Source organism: Paenibacillus sp. FSL R5-0341 (assembly GCF_037975235.1).
In the GTDB taxonomy this organism is placed as follows: Bacteria; Bacillota; Bacilli; order Paenibacillales; family Paenibacillaceae; genus Paenibacillus; species Paenibacillus amylolyticus_A.
In genome coordinates this window covers 269,582-290,401 of the sequence record NZ_CP150241.1, presented here as the reverse complement: position 1 = coordinate 290,401, position 20,820 = coordinate 269,582, and the positions used below count along the sequence as shown (strand labels likewise).

Genomic DNA, 20,820 nt, shown 5'->3' with positions numbered 1-20,820 from the left:
AAAGTTACACCTGTTGAAGGACAAAAAATGACCAATCTCGGTATTTATATTTATCAAATTGACGATTTAAGATGGAGTGTTGATGGCGGATGTAGTGGGCCTAATGATCATGTTTTGCTAACTAACGACCCTTCAACGAATCGTCCTGTTTCTTCGACAGTTTGTGTTGATCTTGATCTCGATAAAGAAGTTTACAAACCTGCAGTTTACATGGATAAGAACAGCGATCCTTATCCAAGATCAGAATTAACCGAGGTCTCTCTAACGCCTCATTATATGGACGACAACCAATATTACAATGCGGATTTAAACATGCCTAAACTTGTTTCTGTTGACTCCTTCAATGGTAGAAGAACAGTGTTCACAATGAAAATAGGGGGCGTTATCAATGCAACAGCTGCTAGAGAATATAACTCACCTAAATGGTCGGCAGATTACATCTTCAATACAGATCTTTACTGGAAAGGTCTTGTTGAAATAACCAAAGAGATCAACCTAACCGCTGGCGGGCAACTTAGCTTGAACCAATCCAAACAATTGAATGCTACGGTCAAAACGAAAACTGGAGATGGAAACTTTGGAGCGGAGACCAATGTAAACACTGGCAGCGGTGGTACAACTACATGGGAATCTTCCAATCCTGGTGTCGCTACCGTTAGTAATTCCGGATTAGTTCAAGCCGTCAGTAGAGGAACAACAACCATCACCGTATTGTGGGAAAAAGACGATTTCACCTTAACTACCACAACAAACATTGGCGTTGAAGAAGATCCGGGTCCTGGTGGTGAGAACGGTAACGGAGGCGGTGGTGGAGGTTGCACGCCAACGATTGGACCACCTTCTGCTGGGACCATCATGAGCATGAATGATCTCGATCCAAATGCCAATGGTGTTATTAAGTCAGATAACAGAGATAATGAGACATTCAATGTATTAAAAGGAATCCCTACTTCTGAATCACTCTACACGAATGCCTTAGCTGACAATTACCTGTTTAAACAAGCTTGGGCGAAAATGAGCGGTAGAGTTACATACGACTGCAATATCACAATCTCTTACGACAGAGAATGGACAGTACCTGGACCAGAAATATGTGATGATGATGGTTGTACACCAGGACCGCCCATACCCGCGAACGACACGGTACCCAAGCCATACATCTTCCAAATCACAAGAGATTACTCCTATTGGAAAATTAACAATCTGGAAGTATACAAGATCGCTAAAGCAACCATGAATAATTACGCTTTGCCTGGTGAGAGCGTTACGATGAATCCAACAGGATACACACCACCAACACTGGAGTCTAGAAATGATGAATCTGTAGAAAGCCATGTTCGACCAGGGCAAACCACTTCAATATCATATACTCCACCCAAAATAACAGGTGGTTTGAATCAACCTCCCAGTGTGCCTGATGATACATCACGGTTAAAAGGCATGGCTGAATCCAACACACCTCAAAGTAAAGTGAATAATGATCTAGTAAAATTCAACAGCACAACCATTATGAATGATGTGGAAGCAACCAAAGATGGCCCAACACCATCCAACATTCCTAATCCAACAACAATTGGGCGCGATGTACTGTACAAACCGGGTAATATGATCAGCAATTCTCTGCTGAATAAAGCAGACACCACAAGCTCTGGAGAGATTTATTATGATTTGCTACCGGGTAACGTGAACGGCGGCGCCAACAAAGTATTGCCGATTAACGGCATCAATACCGTCACGGTACACACCCCTGTCGTCAACTACGCCTGGGTATCGGATGATCAGCCGCATAATCAGAAAACCGCACCGGACCCAACCAGCGCTGCACTCATTCTGGAGCGTCCGTTCATTGTGCGAATTCCCACATCAGGACAGCACTTGGACGCAGCGAGTTATCCCGGTTATGGAAATCGGGACTATGCCAAATATTTTCGGATCAAACAGGTACAATTCCCGTTTGATGTCTATAACGCTGACCGGAGTCAGTTTATCCCTGCCAAGACATGGGTCGATATTCCGGTCAATCAACTGGACACCACATTCTATCTCCCTGTATGGGTAGACGAAGGCAAGTATCACATTGTATTCCGCAACATTGCAGAGAATGCACCGGCAAACTTTACCGAGCAACAGGATGCCAATACCCATTTGGCACATCATGTTGCAGCAGACACCGTACCCGTAGATGTCATCGGAAGGTTATATGATTTTCACGTCACTGATATCTCCGATTACAACTGGGAAAATGTATTTCGCAAGCGATTGGGCAGTCCCGAACCAACGGGCTATAGCTACTGGACTGGGATGAATAGCATTGATGGTAATCCACGAGGTAACCTGGCTCCATTTGTATTGCCCATCCGACCAGGAAGCCATCCGGTGCAGGGATTCGCTAACGCGTCTGTGAAGACGGGGTACCATTTCAAGTTCGATCTGAAGACCAAGGGCAATATGTTTGGCAAACAGGATGGGATTAGAATAACACCCACTTTTGCTTTTGTGAGTAAAGACGGGGCCTCCCGGCAAGAAGTGGATCTGTACTACCATCGCGGTCAGGAACGCCTAATCCGTATCGGATCGGCACAGGATCTGGAGAAACGCTTTGTTGTCCTGAACTCAAGGCTTCGAAATGTACCCGGCACAGAGTTAGGCGATACAGCGCGTTATCAGTATACTTATGAACTGTCAGCGGAAGAACGTAACCAACGTACGCTGGCAGAACATATGGTCCGCTTGGTCGATCAGACTTCTCATCAAAAAACGTGGGTAGGTCGCTATGACTGGATGATCCTGTCCGCTCCGATTAGGACGCTTATTGGGCCCAAAACGGACATTCCTTCCGGGGTCAACGTGGACCGGGCCAATGCAGCAATCCAACGCTGGTACGGGGAGTACAGCTTACCAGCCGATGTATATGCCGTACCAAAAGGTACGGATCTCGAACCCCTTGCCCGACAAAATCAACTAGATGAGAAATCGAATATTTTTCTGAAAAATGGCTATATTGTGGTCAACTTCAACATGGAGAGCCTGCGGAATGGAAATACAGAGGCACCCCATCTGCAATATATTCATGCACCATTGATGAATCAATGGCAGATGGAAGGTTTCAACAACACACCAACTGACAGCCAAGGTAGAACCTGGCCGCTGAAGGATGGCGATATTGTCTTTTACCATGCTGATCTGTCCAGTCGGAACGATTTCCAATCCCAAGTACCACACTAGCTTGAATCACCCAAGTCAATACAACTGACTAGGCAGATGTAGACAACTACATGTGGACAGAAGAGTCTTGTGCGGTGTACCTCTCCAAAATAAGACTGACTGTATTTATAGCGATAATAACCCAATAAAGCAATCAATAATTGTATGATGAAATAACTATGAAGTGCCAGCATAAGTACTATACATTCTACGCAAAACTATGGTGTACTGAATGACATAGGTGTATTAAACGACATACGATGAAGCATTCACAAGCTATTGCTGTATTTCTATATCACGTCCCAACTATACAAAACATGCCTGTTATACAACAAAAAGGTTCCCCTGAAAGTCATCTATAGACTTCCGGGGAACCCATTTTTTTTGTAATTCTCTTTTTATAACCTGACTTAAACTTCTACCGAACCGCACATCGAGTTATCCCGAAAGACTTTCCTGAAGAACCTCCACCTTCTCTTGTTCCTGTTCCTGTTCTTGTTCCGCTTCCTGCTTCTGCGCCTGCACCTTATGCTTCATTTCCCTCACGGACAACACCGAGGCCATTAGGCTACGGGTGTAGGGATGATTCGCTGAGCTGGTTAGCTGTGAACTCTCCACAACCTCAACGACTTCGCCTTGGTACATCACGGCAATTCGATCACTAACCTGCTGGACCACCGCCAGATCATGCGATATGAAAATAGATGAGATACCTGTATCCTTTCTCAACTCCACCAACAGATCCAGGATCTGCTGCTGAATGGAAACATCCAGTGCGGAGGTGGCTTCATCGAACAGGATGATGTCTGGCTCTACTCCAATCGCACGAGCAATAACTGCTCTCTGCTGCTCTCCCCCGCTCAGTTCATGCGGATATTTATCCGCCGTAGCGGCAGACAATCCTACCCTTCCCAACAGCCTGAGCACTTCCTGCTCCGCTTGCTGGCCTTTCATTATTTTATAATTAATGAGTGGCTCCCGGATAAAAGCTCCAATCTTCATTCGCGGATTAAAGATAGCCGAAGGCTCCTGGAATACCATCTGGATCTGTTTTCGTTGCTGCCGTAGCGCCTTTCCGTTCAATCGGGTAATATCCTGCTGACGATATCGAATCTGTCCTGAAGTTAATCGCTCCAAATGGGTTACACATCTAGCCAGTGTGCTCTTCCCGCTCCCACTCTCCCCGACAATCCCCAGACATTCTCCCGGATACAGCTCCAAATGAACAGCTTTCAGTGCATCAACTGTCCTGTGCCCCTTTAACTCGTAGGTTTTGCACAGGTTTCTCAGTTCCAGAATCGGTAACTCCTCATGAGCCATGAACATTTCCCTCCAATTCAGGTACAGCACTAAGTAGCTTGCGAGTATACTCATGCCGAGGATCGGATATGACGCGGAAAGTATCTTCCATTTCAACCAATGTACCACCCCACATGACACCAATTCGGTCAGCCATATGAGCTGCAACGGCAATGTTATGCGTGACGATGATCATGCCTGTCCCTTGACGGGAGCGAAGCTCGCTCAATCGATTCATTACTTCATTTTGTGTCGTCACATCCAATGCACTTGTCGGCTCATCTGCAAGTAAGAGTTCAGGTTCCATCGTAACCGCCATAGCAATTGCCGTGCGTTGTTTCATGCCCCCACTAAGCTGCGAGGGATATGCACACATAATTCGTTCCGGATCATGCAATCCCATGTCCGAGAGCATATTTACGGCCATGATTCGAGCAGCTTTTCTGGACAAGGTGAAATGAGTACGAATTGCTTCGATATACTGACTGCCGATGCTGCGAATCGGATTAAGGTACGAACCACTGTCCTGAAACACCATGGCGATCCGCTTCCCGCGCACTCCAGCCCAATCCAATCGCGAGTCACGTAGAAGCATTTTTTCCTGAAATGAGATCTCTCCTCCGGTGTACCGACCACCTTCTGGTAACAGGCCAAGCAAGGCCCGAATCAGGGTCGACTTTCCACTCCCACTTTCACCTACAATTCCGATAATCTCCCCCTTATTCATGGAGAAGGACAATTCCTGTAGAGCCAGAGAATCACCCTTGTAGGTTACGGAAAGGTTATTGACACTAAGCAGCGGCTTCATTACTGCCCAACCTTAATATTACGATCCAACAGATAAAAGTCGATGGGATACATCGTCGCACCTTGCACGGTACTTTTACTCACAATATTAATCGGGGTATAGGTCAAAAACATATAGGCTGCATCATCCAGAATCATCTGCTGAGCCTCTGCTGCGAGAGCATACCTTTTCTCCACATCAAACTCGGAGTGAAGACGAGTAATGACTTCATCGAGCTTCGGATTGCTATATCCGCCCACATTCCATTCCGCACCCGTCATAAAGTAGAAATCCAAAATATATTGCGGGTCACCCGTGATGCCTGTATTGATACTTGTTAAAGCAAGATCGTAATTTCCGCTCTTCTGATGATCGGTTAGATCCTCATAAGAGGTCATCTCCAATTGAACACCGATCTCCTTAAGCTGGGACTGCATCGCAGCAGCCACAATTGAATCGGACTCGTAAGCGGAGTTGAGAATCAGTTGTAGCGTCAGCTTCTTGGCATCTTTTTCACGAATGCCATCGCCATCTGCATCCTTGAATCCAGCCCCATCCAGCAGCTGTTTAGCTTTCTCGGGTTCGTAATCATATCCTTTGATCTTGTCATAGCCAAAAGGCAGAGCTGAGGTGAATGGTCCTTTGGCTGCCTGACCGCCCACCAGCGTATTTGCGTACATCTCCCGATCAATACCATAAGAGATCGCCCTGCGAACCTCCGGGTCACTCAGCAGTGGATTGGTCGTGTTGAACCATACGAACTGGGTGCGCAGGCTTGGAATTTCATCAATGGTATATTGACTCTTGTCCTGGAATAATGCCAGACTGCTGCGTCCCACGTTACTTGCTACATCAATCTCACCAGATTGCAGAGCAAGAGCACGTGTGCTGTCATCCTTGATGTATTTCAACGTCAATGTGTCGACATCTGCCGCACCGCCCCAATACCCGTCATACTTTTTCACCTGGATCTCCTGATCCGGCGTATATCCTGTCACCATAAATGGTCCAGTAGCAATCGGCTCGCTCTTGAATTTGAATGTATCTGCGCTAGTATCCACGATGATAAACAGCGGCTCGGCAATATTGCCAAGCAAGGATGCGTAAGGCTCTGTCGTCTTGATCGTCAGATCTTGTCCTTCAGCAGTCATCGACGCAACTGGCACAGTTGCTTTACCTCTTTCATTTAACTCAATGGAGCGTTCGATCGATTTTTTCACCGCGTCGGCGGTTACTTTGTTTCCGTTATGGAAAGTTACACCCTCTCGAATATGAAAATGCCATGTCGTATCATCCACACGTTCCCAGGTATCTGCAATTTTAGGAACCAGCTTCATATTCTCTTCAAACTGAATCAGTGTCTCACCAATCGCTGCACGCGTAAGTGTCCAGCCGTTCCATTCTTCTGCCGGGTCCAGGTTGCTGCCAAGCCAGAACAGGGCCACATTCAGATGCGTTGGTGCACTTGTCGTACCATTGTCCGTAGCCGCCGACTTCTCCGTTGCATCCGACGAGGTCGATGGATTATTGGTAGTACCACAAGCTGCAAGCAAGAACACAACGAACATGGATACGATGGTGAGCAGGATTGATTTTTGTAAATTCCTCTTCATTCTGGTTCCTCCAGTTAAGCTGTATTTTTCTTGGGATCAAGTACATCTCGCAGGCTGTCTCCCAGTAAATTAAAAATAATGACAGTGCTAAATATCGCCAGGCCCGGATAAATCAACAACCACGGCGCAGTCTGCAAATATCTTCTGCCTTCATTTAACATGGCCCCCCACTCGGGGTTCGGTGGCTGCGCGCCAAGCCCGAGAAACGACAACCCCGAGATGGACAGCATCATCCCCCCCACATCCATCATCGCCATGACGATGAGTGGAGACATCATATTAGGCAGGATCGTCCTGCCGATGATCTGGATCTTACGTGCTCCGCTGAAAGCAGCGGCAGCGACATATTCCTTTTGCTGAAGGGAAATCACCAGGCTTCTGGCCATCCGTGCATATTTCGCCCACCAGACAACCGACAGTGCCAGCACCGTATTGAACAATCCCGGTCCAAGCATGCCTACCACAGCGATCGCAAAAATAAGGCCGGGAAACGCCATTAATGTATCAGACAGCCGCATAAGCACCGTATCCGTCAGACCCCGCGCAAATCCGGCGATGACCCCAATTGCTACACCTAGTACGAACACAATACCAATCATCATAAAGGTTAGCAGCAACGAGGTTCGTGCCCCGTACAGAAGACGTGACAATACACAGCGGCCAAGCTGATCGGTTCCAAGGGGATATTCGGCGTCGGATGGCTGCAACACTTTGGCAAAGTTCGTTGCTAGTGGATCGTGTGGTGCAAGTAGCGGTGCAACCATGGCGAGAATTATCCAGAAGACGGTTAGAGACAGCAGGAATGTGAACCAACGATTTTGCAGTAATACAAGTCTGAAGGCTCTCATCTATACATCCACATCCAGTCGGATTCGAGGATCACGAAGATGTGTCCATACGTCAACCAGCAGATTCAGCGTGACATATATGATCGCCATCCAGATGACATACCCCTGAATCAGAGGATAATCCCTTGTAAAAATGGCATCCACCGCCATCTGGCCAACACCCGGCCACACAAATAAACTTTCCACAATGGCTGCACCACCTAACAAGGCACCTGTCGTCATGCCCATAAGGGTAACGATCGGCAGCAGAGCATTAGGGAGAATATGACGTAAAATAATGATCGACTCCTTCACACCTCTGGATCTTGCTCCGATCACATAGTTCTGGCTTGTCTCCTCAAGCAGGACCGTACGAATCTGTCTGCTGTACTGGGCAACAAGTGGAATCGCAAGTGTACATGCGGGCAGAATCAGACTGTTCCAGCCGGCATTGCCCATCACTGGCAGCAGCTTTAGCTGTACACCGAAGACCAACATGAGCAACATACCCAACCAGAAGCTGGGCATCGATAATCCGGCAAAGGAGAACAAACGAATGACATAATCAAGCCATTTGTTGCGATAGACAGCCGACAGCATTCCCAGTGGAAAGGAGACCAGAATAACCAGAAGCATGGCGCTTCCTGTCAGCCAAAGCGTTGCCGGGAGCCGTGCCATGAGCACATCCAGTACTGGACGATTGTATTTATATGACGTACCGAAGTCTCCGGTCACCACCTGTCCCAGCCATGTCCCATATCGATAGAGAAAGGGTTGGTCCAATCCAAGCTCTGACCTCACCTGCCTGACCAGCTCATCCGATGGCGTTACACCTGTAGACATGAGCATAAGTCTGGCTGGATCTCCAGGAGACAGGTAGGTTAGCAGGAATGTCAGGAACGTGATGCCGAACAATACGGCTACCAGTTGTACTAATCGTTTAACGATATATCTGCTCAAGTGCTCAAACGCCCTTCCCCAAAACTTTATGTATGTGCCATGATGTTCTCCTACATATCAAAAAAAGCGTCCCTCTCCGTGTTACTGGATGAGGACGCCTTAAATAAACAGATTTTCAGAAAAAATCATGCTCTCTAAACACCTTCCTATCTCCCGTAGGGTACTACTGTGTTTGTTAAACCTGGCAGGTCTCCTGGCTCCAGAATCATCGTCACTTGCAGCTCCTTCCCGGCTTAAACCAGTGGATTTATCGCTACCTGACTCCTCTGTTACAGTGGCGGGACCGCGCCGGTATCACACCGGACTTCCCTATTAAGCTTCCACCCTGACGGGCAAAGCACCAAGTTCCACATATTCAATTACACTTCTGTATCAGTATAGCGGGACAACGATTAATGATCAAAACTTTTCTTTTAAATTTGAAACACTAGATGCGGCTAATCTCGATTTCTCGAACCCTTTGGAGATACACCGGTCACTCGCTTAAACATCTTCGAAAACAATAATGGGTCCGTATAGCCAACTGAATGTGCCACTTCACTGACCGACAGCCCTGGATTTTGTAGAAGTTCAGCAGCTCGATTCATGCGGTACTCCAGGAAAAAGGACTGTAGCGACATGCCATAGCGCTCCTTAAACAACCCCGATAGATACGTGCGATCCAGCCCCACAGCTTGTGCAATATCCAGAATGGAGGTTCGCTGGCTGTACCTGTTCTCCATAAACTGAACTGCCTGTCGGATGTACGTCTCTTTGCTCGAAAGGAGCTGTCCTATTTCCTCCTCCACAGGAGAAGAGGAGATTAATTCTGCCATCAAGCGGTACAAGAGACTCTGGTTCATCACATCACCTCCCGGACGTGTAGAAGCCTGAACCATTTCCGTATACAAGTGTTCCATCGTATTCGTATCATGGGCATCATACACTGGTCGCTCTGGACTTAACTGGGCACGTTGCATGAATGCTTTGGCTTGTACGCCCTTGAATCCAAACCACGAATACGTCCAGGGCTCCTGCGGATCTGCCTCATAATGAATAAGTGTATCTGGAAGAATCACAAAGCCCTGTCCCCGATTCAGCTTGTACTCCCGATCCCCCATGTACACGGTGCCCCGTCCTTCATGGATGTAGTGCACAATGTAAGAATCACGTACACCCGGTCCCCAATAATGCGCAGGATCACATGCCTCCCACCCGAAAAACAACAAAATCAATTCCATCTGTGTCCAGCCGGCGGGAACCACATTCATCTCAATGCGACTCACTTTTTCGCCCTCCCTCCTTATTTCCTTTTGCAGATCAACATTTATATACCTAATTAAATTATAACAGCTAAAGTCAATAAATATTAGTTGAAAACGGAAACAAAAATGGGATTATGCCATGTTTGAAAGGGGTTGAGCCATAGTTATATGTGCCGAATCGGCCTATAGTTGGGGTACAACATTTTTCAGGGAGGCTGAACTTAAGATGAACAAAATTACGTTTCTCGGTGCAGGAAGCACCGTCTTTGTTAAAAATGTATTGGGTGATGTCATGATGACTGAAGCACTGCAGGATTTTGAGCTGGCATTGTTTGATATCGATGCTGAACGTTTGAGCGACTCAGAGCGATTGCTGACCAGTCTGGCCCGTTCGATTGGAAGTCGTTGTGTCATTAACGTATATCATGATCGCAAAGAAGCGCTGCGTGGAGCCAAATATGTCATCAACGCCATTCAGGTCGGTGGATATGATCCATGTACCATTACGGACTTCGAGATTCCGAAAAAATACGGACTACGTCAAACGATTGCAGATACACTCGGCATCGGTGGAATTTTCCGTAATCTGCGTACGATTCCGGTCATGCTGGATTTTGCCCGGGATATGCAAGAAGTATGTCCGGATGCCTGGTTCCTGAACTATACCAACCCGATGGCTGTGCTTACCAACGTCATGAACGTGCATGGTGGGATCAAAACCGTAGGATTGTGTCATAGTGTACAGGTATGTGTGCCGCATATGTTCGATGCACTGGGGATCGATCAGACAGGCGTCGTAGCCAAAATTGCAGGCATCAACCACATGGCGTGGCTGCTCGAAGTTACAAAAGACGGGCAGGATCTGTACCCCGAGATTAAACGTTTGGCGAAAGAAAAACAGAAGGAACAGCATGACGACATGGTTCGTTTTGAGCTGATGCAGCGTTTTGGCTATTATGTAACGGAATCCTCCGAGCACAATGCCGAGTACCACCCTTATTTCATCAAACGGAATTACCCGGAGCTAATCGAACGCTTCAACATTCCACTGGATGAGTATCCACGCCGGTGTGTGAACCAGATTGAAGGCTGGAAAGAGATGCGTACCAAGCTGTTTGCCAGCGAAAATATTGAACATACCCGTAGCCGGGAATACGCGTCGCATATTATGGAGGCTATGGAGACGAACCAACCTTACAAAATTGGCGGTAACGTCATGAACAACGGATTGATTACGAATCTGCCGCGCGAGGCATGTGTCGAGGTACCTTGTCTGGTGGATGGATCAGGGATCAGCCCTACGTACATTGGTGACCTGCCTCCACAACTCGCGGCATTGAACCGGACCAACATCAACACTCAACTCCTGACGATTGAAGCGGCAATTACCGGCAAAAAAGAACATATCTATCACGCCGCCATGCTTGATCCACACACGGCTGCCGAACTGTCTATCGATGACATCGTAGCGATGTGTGATGAGTTGATTGAAGCTCACGGCGACTGGTTGCCAAAATACACGTCATAATAAAAAAGCACCGTTTCCTTTACTGCTAAAGGGGACGGTGTTTTGTTCGTTCCGTAGCGCTCACCCACTAAAGCGTGCATCGCATTCATTTGATAAGAAACGCCCCGCTCCCTTGAACCTTATTCGGCAGAAAGCAAGAAGCGATAACCAATACCAGGCTCCGTCTGAATATATCGGGGATTTGTCGGATCTTCATTTAATTTTTTACGCAGATGGCCCACATATACCCGCAGATAGTGACTGTCAGACTCATGATGATGCCCTCCCCATACTTGCTGCAAAAGCTGACGCTGGGTGATGATCTTCCCCGCATTCGAGGCGAGCACCTTCAGCATCTCATATTCGGTTGGGGTTAATTTGACCAAAGTACCCTCCAGTTCAACTTGCCTTTGGGCCAGATCAACCGTAAGTGATCCGAAGCGCAGTATCGGCTCATCCGTCGTTTTGGCTACATGACGCAGCGCCACCCGAATACGTGCAACCAATTCACCCATTCCGAATGGTTTGGTCACATAATCATCTGCACCACCATCCAGCGCGGCAATTTTGTCTCCCTCCTGATCCTTCGCTGTCAGCACGATTATCGGCACTTGTGACCATTCGCGAATCCGGCGAAGTACTTCCATGCCAGACATGCCCGGCAAACCAAGATCAAGGATGATCAGATCCGGATGTACAATACTGGCCTGAATGACGCCCTCTTCGCCATCCCCACACTCGTGGAGTTCGAATTGGTGCGCCTGTAGGGTGACCTTGAGCAATTTGCGAATTTGCGGCTCATCATCGATCACCAATATGCGAGCCCCTAGTGGTCCGTTCATGTTATTCTTCAACCTCTCCTTGTTCTGAATAGGGAAACCGCAATCCGTGAGCCTCCATGGGGATATTTATGCGCATTCTCGTTCCCCCGCCCGGATTCGGCTCTGCCACAATGGTACCTCCGTGGACCTCCACAATACCTTTGCAGATCGCCAGACCAAGCCCCGTTCCTGTAACATGCTGAGTGGACTCCGAGCGATAGAACTTATCGAATATACGTGTTCTTTCCGCTTCCGGTATACCAATGCCTTGATCAGCTACCCAGATCATCAATTGACTTAGGCTCTTATCACTCGTCACCGTGATGACAATTCGGCTCTCATCAGGCGAATATTTGATGGCGTTGCTGATGATATTGACCAGCACCTGCTCCAGCAATACTTCATCTCCGTAAATGAAGGCAGGGTCATCAGGCAGTTCAACTTGAATGTTGCGATGCGGACTGAATCCCCGAACTTGTGTCAGTACAACGCTAATGATGTCTCCCACGTCACACCATTTCCGGTTCAGTTGCAGCATGCCGCTCTCCAGCCGAACCATACCCAGCAGATTCGTGACGAGACGATTCATACGCAAGGCTCCATCCCGAATGTTGCCCGTTAATTCTCTCCGATCCTCGGGTGTAAAAAGCGCATCGTTCTCCAACAATCCCGTAGCCGAGCCGATAATCGCGGTTAGGGGCGTACGCAACTCATGAGAGACAGAGTCCAGCAGCGCTGTACGTATGCGCTCCGATTCAGCAGTGATCTGCGCCAAACGGGCCTCTTCCGCCAGCTTCACTCGGGCAATGGCACCTGCGGCGAGACCTCCGCATGCTTCCAGTAGACGAAGCTGTTCTTGCTGCTCATGAACTTCGCCAGCGTCCATGCTCACGGCGAGCACGCCATGAATCTGCTCCTCTGTGCGTAACGGCACGTAAAGTCCGGGAGATTCCCGTAAAGTCGATGATCCCTTACCAGCGATCTGTCCGTGGTGATACACCCATTTGGCAATGGCAATCTCCGACTCCCCATCTCCCCAGCCATCCTTTTCCCCTTCTGATGTGGATGCAGGGGAGCTTGTAACCAGCAGATCCACCTGCCCATCCGGAAGATACACAGCTGCTGGTTTGCCCAAGGTGAGCGAAACCTGGGTTGCAATGTTAACCAGTAAGGTATTCAGATCTGTAATGGCTGTCATCTGACGACTCAATGCGTACAGGGAGTTCGTCGTGGCCTCGCGTGCTTTAACCATCTCCAGTTGTTGTCGCAACCGACCTGCAAGACTCGCTGTCAAGATGGCCACCGCAAGATACACGACAAAGGAGATGAGATATCTCAAGTCCTCAACCGTAAAGCTCAAATATGGCGGTACAAAAAAGAAGTCAAACATAATGACGCTAAAACTCGCGGCATATACAGCTGGCCCCATTCCCCAATACACGGCACTCACCAGTACGGGAAACAGATATATAAGCGCTACATTAACCAGATCACCACTCATGCCGATGGCATGAAGCAGCAAGGTTAACAGCGTCACCCCAAGGGTCACCCATACATATGCCGGAACCCGTTTCCCATGGGATGGCAGTGTTTCTTTTTTTATTCGTTCAGACAATATCCATTCACATCCCGCTCAATTCATAATCGTAATCTGCAACGATCAATACATCCAGATGCCGCGACAAGCGTACAAGTCGGTTGACCACCGAGCCTGAGCCGCGGTAACCATTCAGCCACCACACCCGTCTTGCCTGCCCCACCACCAGCTGGGTTGCTCGCGCCTCCGATGCTTTTCTTGCCAATATCCCAGGTACATCCCGCAGCTTTGGACTGTGGTGGATGTGAAATTGACCGCCAAGCCGAATCGTCAGCTGTTCCAAGGCTTCCAGATGGCACTTCACTTCGTCACTCATGGACTCACCGATGTGGATATGGTGTACATGCCAGATGGCTTTGAGACGATAAGCCATGCGGAATCCGCGCCGGATCAGCCGCTCGGCATGATGGTCACTGCTTACACATACGAAGACGGCTTCCTGTCTGCGCCAAGGTCCTCGAAGTGCAATTTTGGCCTGCTGTGCTTCAAGCCTTTCATCCACATCGTCCGCCAGTTCACGCAGGGCAAGTTCACGCAAGGCAATCAGATTGCCGATTTTGAAGAAATTCGCAAGGGCTTGCTCGACCTTGGTAGTTGCATAGATTTTACCCTCCCTCATGCGCTGCCGCAAGGCCTGGGGTGCCACATCAATCAGCTGCACCTCATCCGCCATCTGAATGATCCGATCGGGTACGGTCTCGCGGACACGAACACCGGTAATATTTTCAACGGCATCATTCAGACTTTCGAGATGCTGCACATTTATTGTGGTAATCACCGAGATGCCGGCATTCAGCAGGAGCAGGACATCTTCATAACGCTTTTGCCGGACACTTCCAGGTACATTCGTATGCGCCAGTTCATCCACAAGCACCACTTCCGGACAAAGACACAGAATAGCCTCCGCGTCCATCTCTTCCAGACGAGCCTCCTGATACACTCGCTGTGCGCGAGGGATCACAGATAGGTGACCCATCTGCTCCACGGTTTCCGCCCGCCCATGGGTCTCCAACAAGCCGATCTGTACATCGATGCCCTTACGGAGCAAATCATTGCCTTCCCGCAGCATCATGTAGGTTTTGCCTACACCTGGTGCGGCTCCGATATATATTTTGAATGTGCCGCGCTGAATCTGACCTATCTGTTCCTTCATTTCCTGCTCGCTTAGTCTGCGGTATGTCAGCGACTCCACATCGTTAACCTTAGCTGGAACCACACGTTCACCCTCCCGAGCTGCTCGATCAGCAACCAGAAACAGGTCGACACCACGTAATCTGCGTAGCAGCGAGTTAACAACGGACCCCTGCCACAATTCCTGCCAGCGCGTACGCCGGGAGTGTCCCATCACAATCCGGGTAATCTGGTGCTCCATGGCGTAACGCGCCAGCGTAGACGGGATGTTGCGACGGTGCAATATAGACAACTCTTCCATATGGCCGCCAAACTTCTCTACCAACTTGATCATATTGCGCCGAAATACGGTTGCCTCCTTGGTTAATGGCTGCTTCATATTCCGAAAAACCACGGCGCACAAATCACCATTCAGCCGTTTGGCAATCTGTTGTCCACGCCTAATATAGATCGAGCCGTTCCAATGATATTGCGTGGACACCAGAATCCGTTCCATGATGCCTGTTGTAACGGTAATTCCCATCTCCTCCCGATGCTCACGCAGGGATTCATTCACCCCTTCTGCAACCAATCTCAGGGCCAGTTCGCGCAAAATACCCAGATTACCTTGACGAAATACAGCTTCCCCCTCATGCCCCTTTAGATGACCTTCTGCCAGACGGCTCAGTATGGTTTCTGGTGTGACGTCAATCAGCTTGACTTCATCCGCAAGTTCCAGTGTATCCGCAGGTACCGTATGTTCTGCTGCGATACCCGTAAGTTGTCGTGCCAGCTCGGTATACCCTTCCAGTTCATACACATTCACCGTCGTCATGACACTGATGTTGTTTCGGAGCAAGAACTGAATGTCCTCCAGCCGGGTAGCATACCGAGCGCCTTCTCTGTTGCGATGAGCCAAACCATCCACCAGCACAACCTCCGGATTACGCACCAATAGTGCATCCAGGTTCAGATCCTTCATCTCTACATCATCACTCTGGCGCAACCAGTGAATGCTTGGTATCCGTTCAAGTGCGCCAAGCTGCTCTACCGTTTCCGGTCTGCGCATCGTGGACACGGCACAGATGACCACATCAATGCCCTGCTCGCGCAACGTGTTCCCTTCTCGTAACATGTGATACGTTTTGCCTGATCCGCTGACTGGGCCGATGTAGATTTTGAGCGTACCCTGCTGCAGCTTCGTAATCATCTTCAGCATCTCTTCCGGTGACTTGCGCTTGAAGCTGTCTTCCATCCGTCCTCCCCCCTTTCTTGTTAATGTGAAGATAAAAATGGAGAAAGCCCCTCCCGATATATCGTGAGCAGGCTAATATGTTCATTAGTTCATTTCTGCTGTCAGCGCCAGATTCAGAGCCGTTACATTCACACGCGGTTCCCCGAATATACCCATCTGACGACCTTCCGTATGCTCATTTACAAGTTGTACAAGCTGCTGTTCACTAAGCCCTGTTGCTTCGCTAATGCGTGGAATCTGTGCCTCAGCGGCTTCGGGAGAGAGGTCCGGGTCAAGCCCCGAGCCTGAACCCGTCACGAGATCAGCAGGGATCTGCTTCAATCCCGGATTTTCCTGCTGGAGCTGAGCCATCTTTTCCTTCATCTCGCCGATATATTCCTCCGAAGCTACCGCGCGATTCGAACCGGCTGAAGCCGTTGGGTCATAACCGGCATTTGAAGCCCGGGGCTGGAACAGCCCCGGCGATTGGAAATCCTGCGCCAGCAGGGACGATCCGATGATTTTCTCATCTTGCGTAATCAGACTGCCATTCGCTTGCGCAGGAAAGAGAAGTTGGGCTGCACCAGTTGTTACAAGCGGGTAGATTAAGCCGCATATCAGCATAAGCACAACAGATAGCCTTATGGCGGGTAAGAACATGTTCATACAGATCACTTCCTGAATTCATTAGGATAAAAGAACAATTTTGATAAGCGTTGTTATCTCGTTAAAGAATCCCCGACAGAACCATGTCAATCAGCTTAATGCCGATAAAAGGTACAATCACACCACCTACGCCATAGATGAACACATTGCGACCAAGCAGCCTTTCGGCTGACATCGCCCGATACTTAACCCCTTTCATCGCAATGGGAATAAGCAGCGGAATGATAATGGCGTTGAAGATGAGTGCCGATAGGATCGCAGACTGTGGTGAAGCCAGATTCATAATATTCAGCGCCTGAAGCTGCGGCATGGCGAGAATGAACATCGCTGGAATGATGGCAAAATATTTCGCGATATCATTGGATATCGAAAAGGTTGTGAGTGCGCCGCGTGTAATCAGCAGCTGCTTGCCAATGGAGACCACCGACAATAACTTGGTCGGGTCTGAATCCAAGTCAATCATGTTGGCCGCTTCTTTGGCCGCCATGGTGCCCGAATTCATCGCCAGGCCCACATCGGCCTGCGCCAAAGCAGGAGCATCGTTGGTACCGTCGCCTGTCATGGCGACGAGTTTGCCCTCCTGCTGCTCTTTTTTGATCGCAGCAATCTTGTCCTCGGGCTTCGCTTCCGCAATAAAATCATCCACGCCCGCTTCCAGCGCTATAGTTGCTGCCGTCAGCGGATTGTCGCCAGTACACATTATGGTCTTGATGCCCATGGCGCGCATCTCAGCGAACTTCTCTTTTAGCCCTGGCTTCACAGTGTCTTTCAGATAGATCACACCGTAGATTCGCTCATCGATGGCCACAGCAAGCGGTGTACCTCCGGCCTTCGCAATACGATTTGCAATCTCATCCAGATCACCCGGTATGCGGCCTCCTTCGGAAGTAATATATCTTTTGATCGCATCCACCGCACCTTTGCGGATCTTCATTCCACTGATCAGATTGAGACCGGACATCCGGGTCTCTGCCGTGAATTCCACATTTTCCGCATTCGCATACTCCGTCTCAGACCAGCTCTGACCTTGTTTGCCTGCCAATTCCACCACAGAACGCCCTTCCGGGGTCTCATCTCGCACAGAAGCCTGTAAAGCAGCCCGCGTCATCTCTGATGAAGTAATGCCCTGAACCGGAATGAATTCAGATGCCATACGGTTTCCGTATGTGATCGTCCCCGTTTTGTCCAGAATCAATGTATCAATATCCCCGGCCGCTTCCACCGCTTTACCCGACATGGCGAGCACATTGAACTGCGTAACCCGATCCATTCCGGCAATACCAATGGCGGACAACAATCCACCAATTGTGGTTGGGATCAGGCAGACGAGCAGTGCGATCAATGTCGCCAGATCCAGTCGAATACCCAGGTAATTTGCCATCGGAACCATCGTCAGAATGACGATTAAGAAGATCAGGGTTAATACGGCGAGCAGGGTGGTCAGCGCGATTTCATTGGGTGTTTTCTGGCGCTGAGCACCCTCAACCAGAGAGATCATCCTGTCAAGGAATGACTCACCCGGATCGGTCTGAACACGCATGATGATGTAATCGGACACGACGCGTGTACCTCCGGTAACCGAGGAGAAATCACCTCCTGCTTCCTTGATGACCGGGGCGGATTCTCCTGTAATGGCCGATTCATCAATGGAGGCCAAGCCTTCCATAATCTCACCGTCCGTCGGGATCAGTTCACCGACTTCCACACGGACCATATCGCCTTTTTTCAACTGGGTCGAAGACACTTGCCGGATGGTTCCATCCTTCTGCACCAGATTGGCCATGGTGTCCGACTTCGTCTTGCGTAACGTATCCGCCTGCGCCTTACCTCTTCCTTCTGCAAGCGCCTCCGCGAAATTAGCGAACAGCAGGGTGAACAGCAAAATGAAAAATACAGCAATGTTGTACCCGCGCCCAGCCTCGGATGCGATGAAGAGATCTGGATTGATGCAGAGTAAGAGCGTAATGAATGTACCAACCTCAACAATAAACATAACCGGATTTTTGATCATGACCACCGGATTTAGCTTTTTGAACGCATCTACTAAAGCCTGGAGTATCATCTCCTTGCTTAACGACCGTTTCGATCCGGGATCACGTTGAATATTACCGCGGTTGTTATCCGGCTCCTTGGCCTTCCTTCTGAACATTTCTGTATCCATGTGTTGCATCGTCTGCTCCTTCTTTCGTTCGACTGCATTCATCGTGCACTGCCACCTCCATACGTTACGTCCTTACACCATTTCCTCTGTAGTACCCCTGTCATCTCCCTCATTGAATCATTGCCAAGTGTTCTGCGATCGGTCCAAGGGCAAGCGACGGGAAGAATGTGAGTGCGCCGACAACAACAATCATCATAACCAGAATGCCAGCAAACAGAGGTGTGTGTGTACGTAGCGTACCTGTAGTTACCGGCACAACCCGTTTGGTGGTGAGTGAACCCGCAATAGCCAGCATAGCGATCATCGAAACGTACCTCCCCAGCAGCATAACGATACCAATCGCGATATTATAAAAGTCTGTATTGGCATTCAGTCCGGCAAAGGCCGATCCGTTATTGGCTGCACCCGAAGCAAAAGCATAGAGAACCTCGGTCAGGCCATGCATGCCCCCGTTTGAGATGGAAGCAATGGCTTCGGGCCGCATAAGCGCGAGTGCCGTTGGCGCCAGAATAATCAAAGGATGAATGAGCAAGGCGATGGATGCGAGCTTCACCTCTTTGCCCTCGATTTTTTTGCCCAGGAACTCAGGTGTTCGTCCCACCATCAATCCACAGATAAACACAGCCAGAATCACATACAACAGTCCGTTGATCAGCCCTACCCCTTTGCCCCCAAACACGTTATTGAGCATCATCTGAGCCAGTGATACCATGCCTCCAAGTGGAGTGAGTGACTCGTGCATATTGTTGACCGAACCTGTAGTAGCCGCTGTCGTGACTGCCGTGAATAAAGCCGATTCGGGTATGCCAAACCTGACCTCTTTCCCCTCCATATTGCCCTGAAGACCCGCTGCATCCAGCGCAGGCACACCGCGATATTCGGAGACAAATACGGTGGTCAACATCACCAGGAAAAGAAAACTCATCGCTGCGAACAAGGCCCAACCCTGCTTCCGGTTATTGACCATCAAGCCGAATGCGTATACCAGAGAAGTCGGTAACAGCATCATACAGACGATATGCACCAGATTGCTCAGGGCTGTCGGATTCTCGAATGGATGTGCAGCATTGGTTCCAAACCAGCCGCCACCGTTGGTACCAATGTGTTTGATTGACTCCAGTGAAGCGACCAGTCCACGTGTAATTGTCTGCTGTCCACCTTCCAACGTGGTAGCGTTCACCGCTCCTGCAAGTGTCTGAGGCACACCCTGGAACACGAGGAATAAGGCTACGATGAAGCTCAGCGGCAAAAAAATCCTCGTAATCGACCGTACAAGGTCGACGTAAAAGTTCCCCAGATCATCCCGGCGGCCTACCAGTCCGCGAATGAATGCAATAGCCACTGCAAATCCCGTCGCTGCCGACGTAAACATTGGGAACGTCACTGCCAGCATCTGTGACAGGTACGACAGAGCATTCTCGCCCGTATACGACTGCCAGTTCGTGTTGGTCATGAACGATACGGCCGTATTAAATGCCTGCGCCGCTGGCATATTGCCGATCCCATCCGGATTGAGCGGTAAATATTTTTGCAGTCGCAGCACCAGAAACATCAATATCAACATTACAAAGTTGGAGAGGAGAACGGCCGTGAGGTACTTTTTCCACCCCATGTACTCATTCTCGCGTACGCCCATCACTCGATAGAGCAGTCGCTCCGGTCCGCCAAAAACCCGATCCAGCCCCGTTCGCTGTCCATCGAACACGTTCACTATATATTTTCCCACCGGTTTAACCAGCAGCAGAATAATCAGTAGCGTCACCGCTACTTGCACTACACCGATACCCATA

At 49.3% G+C, this 20,820-nt stretch carries 14 protein-coding genes and 1 riboswitch; of the genes, 2 read left to right on the top strand and 12 right to left on the bottom strand.

Translation table 11 applies throughout. The features are described 5' to 3' along the window. Window positions 1-210: 210 nt before the first annotated feature. The gene (locus MKX75_RS01335) at window positions 211-3,225 is read left to right on the top strand and encodes a DUF5704 domain-containing protein (RefSeq protein ID WP_339168099.1); all 3,015 of its coding nucleotides are present in this window, start codon (window positions 211-213) and stop codon (window positions 3,223-3,225) included. Window positions 3,226-3,642: 417 nt separating this feature from the next. Here MKX75_RS01335 and MKX75_RS01330 read toward each other — a convergent pair whose 3' ends face one another. From MKX75_RS01330 to MKX75_RS01305, 6 genes are all read right to left on the bottom strand, one after another. Continuing rightward, window positions 3,643-4,524: a dipeptide/oligopeptide/nickel ABC transporter ATP-binding protein gene (locus MKX75_RS01330; protein WP_339168097.1), complete on the bottom strand. Its 882-nt coding sequence runs from the start codon at window positions 4,522-4,524 to the stop codon at window positions 3,643-3,645. Next, window positions 4,514-5,311, bottom strand: coding sequence for an ABC transporter ATP-binding protein (locus tag MKX75_RS01325; protein WP_339168096.1), 798 nt, complete (start codon window positions 5,309-5,311; stop codon window positions 4,514-4,516). The genes MKX75_RS01330 and MKX75_RS01325 overlap by 11 nt, the downstream gene beginning before the upstream one ends. Next, a complete protein-coding gene (locus MKX75_RS01320; protein ID WP_339168094.1) occupies window positions 5,311-6,903 on the bottom strand; it encodes an ABC transporter substrate-binding protein in 1,593 nt (530 codons plus the stop codon). Before MKX75_RS01320 ends, MKX75_RS01325 begins: the two co-directional genes overlap by 1 nt. A gap of 14 nt (window positions 6,904-6,917) precedes the next feature. Beyond that, a complete protein-coding gene (gene nikC, locus MKX75_RS01315) occupies window positions 6,918-7,751 on the bottom strand; it encodes a nickel transporter permease (protein WP_062837695.1) in 834 nt (277 codons plus the stop codon). Next, window positions 7,752-8,690 (bottom strand): nickel ABC transporter permease, encoded by a 939-nt coding sequence (gene nikB / locus MKX75_RS01310; RefSeq protein WP_062837696.1) that lies wholly within the window; start codon window positions 8,688-8,690, stop codon window positions 7,752-7,754. It lies immediately after the preceding gene. Window positions 8,691-8,855: 165 nt separating this feature from the next. Beyond that, window positions 8,856-9,050, bottom strand: a riboswitch (cobalamin riboswitch). A gap of 77 nt (window positions 9,051-9,127) precedes the next feature. Next, window positions 9,128-9,955 carry an AraC family transcriptional regulator gene (locus MKX75_RS01305; protein WP_339168092.1) on the bottom strand — a complete coding sequence of 276 codons (828 nt, stop codon included), beginning with the start codon at window positions 9,953-9,955 and terminating at the stop codon, window positions 9,128-9,130. Window positions 9,956-10,160: 205 nt separating this feature from the next. Here MKX75_RS01305 and MKX75_RS01300 point away from each other — a divergent pair, with 205 nt between their 5' ends. After that, entirely contained in the window at window positions 10,161-11,462 is a 1,302-nt protein-coding gene (locus MKX75_RS01300) for an alpha-glucosidase/alpha-galactosidase (RefSeq protein WP_076333514.1), read from the top strand. Window positions 11,463-11,581: 119 nt separating this feature from the next. Here MKX75_RS01300 and MKX75_RS01295 read toward each other — a convergent pair whose 3' ends face one another. From MKX75_RS01295 to kdpA, 6 genes are all read right to left on the bottom strand, one after another. Further along, window positions 11,582-12,283 (bottom strand): response regulator, encoded by a 702-nt coding sequence (locus MKX75_RS01295; protein ID WP_339168091.1) that lies wholly within the window; start codon window positions 12,281-12,283, stop codon window positions 11,582-11,584. 1 nt (window position 12,284) lies between these two features. Then, window positions 12,285-13,877, bottom strand: a complete 1,593-nt coding sequence (locus MKX75_RS01290) for an ATP-binding protein (protein ID WP_339168090.1) — start codon at window positions 13,875-13,877, stop codon at window positions 12,285-12,287. Window positions 13,878-13,884: 7 nt separating this feature from the next. Further along, window positions 13,885-16,224 carry a histidine kinase gene (locus MKX75_RS01285; protein ID WP_339168087.1) on the bottom strand — a complete coding sequence of 780 codons (2,340 nt, stop codon included), beginning with the start codon at window positions 16,222-16,224 and terminating at the stop codon, window positions 13,885-13,887. Between the two features lie 84 nt (window positions 16,225-16,308). Further along, window positions 16,309-16,869, bottom strand: a complete 561-nt coding sequence (gene kdpC / locus MKX75_RS01280; RefSeq protein ID WP_076333511.1) for a potassium-transporting ATPase subunit KdpC — start codon at window positions 16,867-16,869, stop codon at window positions 16,309-16,311. 61 nt (window positions 16,870-16,930) lie between these two features. Continuing rightward, window positions 16,931-18,931 carry a potassium-transporting ATPase subunit KdpB gene (gene kdpB, locus MKX75_RS01275; RefSeq protein ID WP_339170287.1) on the bottom strand — a complete coding sequence of 667 codons (2,001 nt, stop codon included), beginning with the start codon at window positions 18,929-18,931 and terminating at the stop codon, window positions 16,931-16,933. Between the two features lie 208 nt (window positions 18,932-19,139). After that, window positions 19,140-20,813, bottom strand: a complete 1,674-nt coding sequence (kdpA, locus tag MKX75_RS01270; protein WP_339170286.1) for a potassium-transporting ATPase subunit KdpA — start codon at window positions 20,811-20,813, stop codon at window positions 19,140-19,142. Window positions 20,814-20,820: the final 7 nt, after the last annotated feature.

What these genes read in the sequence shown, in the direction of transcription:
- MKX75_RS01295 (WP_339168091.1), bottom strand. Translation starts at nt 12,283, where the DNA reads ATGAACGGACCACTAGGGGCTCGCATATTGGTGATCGATGATGAGCCG.
- kdpC (WP_076333511.1), bottom strand. Translation starts at nt 16,869, where the DNA reads ATGAACATGTTCTTACCCGCCATAAGGCTATCTGTTGTGCTTATGCTG.
- MKX75_RS01300 (WP_076333514.1), top strand. Translation starts at nt 10,161, where the DNA reads ATGAACAAAATTACGTTTCTCGGTGCAGGAAGCACCGTCTTTGTTAAA.
- kdpB (WP_339170287.1), bottom strand. Translation starts at nt 18,931, where the DNA reads ATGATACTCCAGGCTTTAGTAGATGCGTTCAAAAAGCTAAATCCGGTG.
- MKX75_RS01335 (WP_339168099.1), top strand. Translation starts at nt 211, where the DNA reads ATGGATAAGAACAGCGATCCTTATCCAAGATCAGAATTAACCGAGGTC.
- nikC (WP_062837695.1), bottom strand. Translation starts at nt 7,751, where the DNA reads ATGAGAGCCTTCAGACTTGTATTACTGCAAAATCGTTGGTTCACATTC.
- MKX75_RS01285 (WP_339168087.1), bottom strand. Translation starts at nt 16,224, where the DNA reads ATGGAAGACAGCTTCAAGCGCAAGTCACCGGAAGAGATGCTGAAGATG.
- MKX75_RS01320 (WP_339168094.1), bottom strand. Translation starts at nt 6,903, where the DNA reads ATGAAGAGGAATTTACAAAAATCAATCCTGCTCACCATCGTATCCATG.
- MKX75_RS01325 (WP_339168096.1), bottom strand. Translation starts at nt 5,311, where the DNA reads ATGAAGCCGCTGCTTAGTGTCAATAACCTTTCCGTAACCTACAAGGGT.
- MKX75_RS01330 (WP_339168097.1), bottom strand. Translation starts at nt 4,524, where the DNA reads ATGGCTCATGAGGAGTTACCGATTCTGGAACTGAGAAACCTGTGCAAA.